The sequence below is a fragment of the Streptomyces sp. BE303 genome (assembly GCF_036290945.1).
In the GTDB taxonomy this organism is placed as follows: domain Bacteria; phylum Actinomycetota; class Actinomycetes; order Streptomycetales; family Streptomycetaceae; genus Kitasatospora.
In genome coordinates this window covers 1-5,856 of sequence record NZ_JAQYWZ010000668.1, presented here as the reverse complement: position 1 = coordinate 5,856, position 5,856 = coordinate 1, and the positions used below count along the sequence as shown (strand labels likewise).

Annotated in this window: 4 protein-coding genes and 1 pseudogene; 3 read left to right on the top strand and 2 right to left on the bottom strand. The window is 73.5% G+C overall.

The annotated features are described in order from the left end of the window. Together PUR56_RS16080 and PUR56_RS16075 are read left to right on the top strand one after the other, a co-directional pair. The coding region (locus PUR56_RS16080; RefSeq protein ID WP_443034513.1) for a DeoR/GlpR family DNA-binding transcription regulator at positions 1 to 523 on the top strand (523 nt) is incomplete at its 5' end. Between the two features lie 61 nt (positions 524 to 584). Further along, positions 585 to 3,506 (top strand): ATP-binding protein, encoded by a 2,922-nt coding sequence (locus tag PUR56_RS16075; RefSeq protein ID WP_329949429.1) that lies wholly within the window; start codon positions 585 to 587, stop codon positions 3,504 to 3,506. A gap of 401 nt (positions 3,507 to 3,907) precedes the next feature. On the opposite strand, the gene PUR56_RS16070 is transcribed toward PUR56_RS16075, so the two are convergent. After that, complete coding sequence (locus tag PUR56_RS16070; protein ID WP_329876864.1) at positions 3,908 to 4,207, bottom strand: DUF4193 domain-containing protein; 300 nt, start codon at positions 4,205 to 4,207, stop codon at positions 3,908 to 3,910. Positions 4,208 to 4,870: 663 nt separating this feature from the next. Between PUR56_RS16070 and PUR56_RS16065 the strand changes: the two genes are divergently transcribed. Then, positions 4,871 to 5,509 (top strand): carbonic anhydrase, encoded by a 639-nt coding sequence (locus tag PUR56_RS16065; protein WP_329949428.1) that lies wholly within the window; start codon positions 4,871 to 4,873, stop codon positions 5,507 to 5,509. 217 nt (positions 5,510 to 5,726) lie between these two features. Here PUR56_RS16065 and PUR56_RS16060 read toward each other — a convergent pair. Further along, positions 5,727 to 5,856 (bottom strand): annotated as a pseudogene (locus tag PUR56_RS16060) (IS5/IS1182 family transposase); the annotation flags it as partial.

Sequence of the window (5,856 nt, the reverse complement as noted above, 5' to 3'; positions counted from 1 at the left end):
CGTCGTCGCCGTCGGAGCGGGGACCACCGCCTTCGCCGTCGCCCGGCAACTCCTCGACATCCCCGGCCTCACCCTGGTCACCAACTCCCTCCCCGTCGCCGACCTCGTCCGCACCGCCGCGGAGAACGGCAACGGCAACGCACCCGTCCTCCTCCTCACCGGAGGCACACCCACCCCGTCGGCCGCACTCGTCGGCCCGCTCGCCGACCAGGCCATCAGATCCCTGCACACGGACACCCTGATCATCGGCGCACACGGCGTCTCCGAACGCGCCGGCCTCACCACCCCCAACCTCGCGGAGGCCCAGACCAACCGGACCCTGATCGCCTCGGCCCGCAGGGTGGTCGTCGCCGCCGACCACAGCAAGTGGGACGTCGTCGGCCTCAGCGCCTTCGCCACGCTCCCGGAGATCGACTGCTTCGTCACCGACGCCGAACTCGCCCCCGCCGCACAGGCGGTGCTGAGCGAGACCACCGGGCGGCTCATCCTCGTACGGACCTCGCCCCCAGCCCCGGCAACCTGAGCAGAAGCGCCACCGCGCCCTTGATCCTTCCCGCTGCCGACGCGGTGCTAGGGTGCCCTGAATGAGGCAGTACAGCCCGTCCCGTCCTCCGTGGAAACTGCCGGTCCGATGGGAGCTGGGTGTGCACGACCTCGGTGGTGAACCCGCCCTCCCCGGGGCACGGGAGTCCTCCTTCGCAGGACGCACCGCGGAACTGCGGACACTGCTCGGCGCGGTGTCCGACGTACGCCCGGCGGTGGTCCTGGTGGAGGGGGAGGCCGGGATCGGCAAGTCGCGGCTGGTCGCGGAGGCCACGTCGGTCCTCGCCGACCGCGGCCTGCGAGTCCTGACGGGCGGCTGCCATCCACTGCGCGAGCCGCTGGCGTACGGGCCGGTCATCGACGCGCTGCGCCGGGTCGGACCGTGGCTGCCGCCGGCGGAGCGACTGGGCGCGTCGACGGGCGCCCTCGCACCGCTGCTGCCGGACCTCGCCGGCGCCCTGCCCCCGGAGCCGCCACGAGTGGAGGCCGGGACCTCCGGGGCCGGTGTGCAGCGGTTCCGGGTGGTGTCGGGGGTACGGACCCTGCTGGAGGCGGTGGCACCGGCGGTCCTCGTGGTCGAGGACGTCCACTGGGCGGACGAGGCCACCCGGGAACTGCTGCTCCTCCTCGCGATGGACATGCCGACGGACTCGGCGCTGGTGATGACCTACCGGGCGGAGGAGCTCCCGGCCGGCCGGCCGGTGCTGGGGGCACCGTTCCGACGCCCACCCGGGACGGGCGGCGCGGAGATCCGGCTCGGCCGACTGGGCGAGACCGAGCTGAGAACGATGGCCCGGGACCTGCTCGGCGGCGAGCCCGCGCCGCAGCTGGTGCGAACCCTGCTCGAACGCAGCGGCGGCCTGCCGCTGGTGATCGAGGAGGACCTGCTCACCCTCGCGGACTCGCCGGCCGGCACCGACCCGGGCGCGCTGCGGGTGCCGCGAAGCCTCAACGAGGTACTCGCCGAACGACGAGCCCGGCTGGGCCCGGACGCAACCGCCCTGGTGGACGCCGCGGCGGTCCTGGCCGTTCCCGCCGGGGAGTCACTGCTCGCCCTGTCGGCGGGCCTGGACGAGGACCGCACCGCCGCCGCCCTGCAAGCCGCGACGGCCGCCGCCGTCCTGCGTCAGACCGGCCCGGACACCTACACGTTCGCGCACGTCCTCGCCCAGGAGGCGGTCTACGACTCCCTTCCCGGACCGGTGCGCCACCGGAACCACCGGCGGGTCCTGGCGGCACTGCAGACGCTCGACCCACCGCCGCTGGTGCAGATCTCCCACCACGCCCGCGCCCTGGGCGACCGGGCGGCCTGGCTGCCCCGGGCCCAGGAGGCCGCAGACCAGGCCCTCGCGGTCGGCGACCACGGCACCGCCGCCGCACTGCTCCAGGAGATCCTCGACCAGCCCGGCCTCACCCCCGAACAGCTCAGCCGCGCGGCGACCGCCCTGGCCTTCTCGGTCTCCGCCGGCACGCAGTACACCGCCACCACCGCCGCCCTGCGCCGGATCATGCGGCTGCCCGGCCTGAGCGTGCCGGTCCGCGCAACGATCAGGACGAGCCTGGGAGCCATCATGATCTACCGGGGCGGTGATTTCTCCGGCGAGGAGGAAGTGCTGACCGCCCTGACGGAGTCGGGGGACGGCGATCCGGTCGCCGACGCCAGGCGGCTGGCCCTGCTGGCCATGTCGGAGACGGGACGGTTCGCCCTCGCGGAGCAGCGGGCCATGGTCGAACGGGGCCGCTCCCTCCTGGCCACTCACGGGGACCGCCAGGCCCGGGCGATGCTCGACCTCGCGCAGATGTCCCTGCTGAGCACCGCCGCCGACCCCGCGGTCCCCGCACTGCTGGCGGCGCTTCCGCGCGAGAGCACCGACCTGCAGGTGCTCCAGAGCACCGCGATGATCGTCTGTGGCACCGCCGGCCGCTCGATCGCGGTCGGGAACGACGCCCGGGCCGCCGCCGCCATCACCGGGACGAGGGCCATGGCGCCGGGCAGTCGGCTACCCATGGTGGAGCTCTACCTGGACTGCCATCAGATCATGGCCGACTGGCAAGCCGGGCGCTGGGACGACGCGGAACGTGGCCTCACGGCCTTCCAGAAGCGCTACCCCCAGAGCCAGGTGGGCTCCGGCGGACTGTCGGCCACCGTGCGCGGCCTCGCCGCCGCCGCCCGTGGGCGCACCGCCCAGGCCGCCGCCGAGTTCCACGAGGTGCTCACCCGGGGTCTGCACCTGGACTCGCTCGGCGCCGCCGCCGGAGCCGCGCGCCTCCACCTCAACCGCGACGACCCGCAGGCCGCCTGGCGCACCCTGACCGACCCGCTCGACTTCCTCGCCTTCCTCGACCGCAAAGAGATCTGGGCCCACGCCTGGGACCTCGTCCCCACCGCCGTCGAAACCCTCCTCGCCCTGCGGCGGCTGGCGGAGGCCGAGGCCCTGGCCGCACGCCACGCCACCGAGACCGAGGGCCGCGACGCACCCGGCGCCGTCGCCGAACACCACCTGTGCCGCGGGCTGCTGCTGCGCGCGGCCGACCCTGACGCGGCGATGGCGGCCTTCGACCTCGCGGCCGCACGATGGACCGCCATCGGCCGCCCCTACCCCGCGGCCCTCGCCGCCGAACGCGCCGCCCGCACTCGCACCGATCTCGACGACGTTTCCGTACGGCTCGCCGCACCGATCGCCGCCTTCGAACGCCTCGGCGCGACCTCCGACGCGGCCCGCTGCCACCGCGTGCTGCGGGAACTCGGCAAGGTGACCTCCAACCCGCGCGGCCGGGCCGGTTACGGCGACCGGCTCTCCCCCCGCGAGGAACAGATCCGCGACCTCCTCGCCGCCGGCGCCACCAACAAGGACATCGCCGCCGCACTCTTCCTGTCCACCCGCACCGTCGAGAACCACGTCGCCCGCGTCCTCGCCAAGCTCCGCACCACCCGCGCCGACCTCGCCCACCCACCCGCCTGAACCGGCTTCGTTCACGCGTCGCGAGTCGTGGAGTCCGTCGTCATGACGTCGGGAGACACCGGCAGCGCTCACACCCTGCCGTCTCCGACAGCATGACGAAACCTCAGCGACCGTGCACTCGACCGCAGTCCGCTCCCCCGACCAGGAGTGCGAAACGTCAGCGCGGTACCGCCGGCCTGAACGGCAGTCGGTCGGGGAGCAGCGGCATCAGGACCGCGATGCCTGCCGCCGCAGCGACTGTCCCGCCGAGCCTCGCGGGCGCCGCACATCGCCCGGCGCTCTGCGACGGGCGGGTCGACTGGACCAGGCTGCCCGCAGGGACGGTGTTCGAGGGCCAGCGGCTCGGCCGGTCGACCGCGGCGTGCCCCGGCCGTGCCGCTGGGCCCTCACCGGTTGATCTGTCAGTCGCAGTCGCGGCAGATCGGCTTGCCGTTCTTGAGGCGCGCGAGTCTGCTGCGGTGGTGGACGAGGAAGCAGGTGATGCAGGTGAATTCGTCGCTCAGTACCGGTTGCACGGCGACGGTGAGTTCCTCGCCCGACAGGTCGGCGCCGGGGAGTTCCAGGCCGTCCGCCGACTCAAGCACGTCGACGGCGTCGATGGTGGAGGCCGACTTGTCGCTACGGTGGGCCTTCAGCTCCTCGATGCTGTCGGTCGAGCCGTCGTCGTCGCTCTTGCGCGGAGCGTCGTAGTCGGTTGCCACAAATGGGTCCTTGTCGTCCGGGGGTGGGGTACAGGCGCCGGCAGGCCTGCGGGGCTGTCCTGCGGCCCCCGTGCCGACCGCCAGGTCTGGATGGTGTGCGGAGTGTAACTGAGGCTGGCGAGCCATAACCCGCATGGGCATTCCGAGGCCCGTCGCTTCGCCCCCCTTCACCACCGGGGAGGCAGGCCCCCGCGGGCGAGAGCTACGGCCTGGGACACGGAAGCGCCGACGGCAGACAACTCTCCCGTCTCACCAAGGCCGTCCTCTCCGACGCGCCGCCGACCTTGACATCCCCCGGCCGTATCCGGGACGACCGAACACATCGGCCGGCGTGAGCGGGTCATGACACCCCTACCCGCCCTCGGGTCCGCCTTTCCGGAGCGAGGGACCTGAGCGAGGGGCGGAGCGACGGGCAGGACCGGTGGGCGGGACGGTCCTGCCCGCGTCAGAGACCGAGCAGGTCGGCGGTGGTCTCGGCGACGGCCGGCACGGAGAGCGGCCACCCTCGGTTCTCGGGCACCGCCCTCGCCTGCCGGCGGCCCGGCTCCGCTGGCACTCGCAGGGGTGCGCGCCCTGTCCGGGCATCGTCCACGCCGCCTCGCACGGCGGACAGAGCCCTGCCCCGACGGCACGCGAGGTCGGCCCGGGCCGTAGGCTGCCACCATGACCGGTGATCGAATGACTGTTCCCGCCGCTCTGGAGATGTTGCTGGCCGGCAACCGCCGCTTCACCGCGGGCACGCCCGAGCATCCCAACCAGGACGCCGCCCGCCGGGCCGCCATCGCCCCTGCGCAGAGTCCGTTCGCGGTGCTGTTCGGCTGTTCCGACTCCCGCCTGGCCGCGGAGATCATCTTCGACCGGGGCCTGGGCGACCTGTTCGTGGTCCGCACCGCAGGCCACGTGGTGGGTCCGGAGGTGTTGGGCAGCATCGAGTACGGCGTCAGCGTGCTCGGCAGCCCGCTCGTCGTGGTCCTCGGACACGACTCGTGCGGCGCGGTGGCGGCCACCCGCAGCGCGGTGGAGAACGGCACCACCGCCGGAGGGTACGTACAGGACGTGATCGAACGCGTCACTCCGAGCGTGCTCGCCACCCGCGCCGCCGGCCGCACGGAGGGCGAGGACTTCATCCACGCCCACATCCGGCACACCGTCGATCTGCTGATGGAACGCTCCCGCGGTCTGGCCGACGCCGTCCAGGCCGGCACCGCCGCGGTGGTGGGCCTCTCCTACCGCCTCGCCGACGGTACCGCCCGCCTGGTGACCGCCCACGGGGCCGCCACACCGGACCCCCTACCGCTGTGACGGCCGTGTGTCCGAAGGCGGCGACAGTGCCCTCAAGCCCGTAGGCTCCCCTTCCGGAATCCGCTTCCGGAATCCGCTTCCGCCGCTCGGCCGCGTGCGCGGCAACGGCAGGCCGGTCATGACGATGTTCGGACGATGCCGTGCCGCCGGTGACGACGGATGGCGGGGCGGCGATGTGGCCGCTGAAGTCCGGTCCGTGGCCGCTTGAGAAGTCATCTCATTTGGAGAGTCGGCGGTGGCAGATGAGGGCGGCTGCGATGCTGGCGAAGGCTGCAAAGTGGTCGGCCTTGCGTTCGTAGCGGCGGTGGAGTCGGCGGAAGCCGCCGAGCCAGGCGACGGTGCGCTCG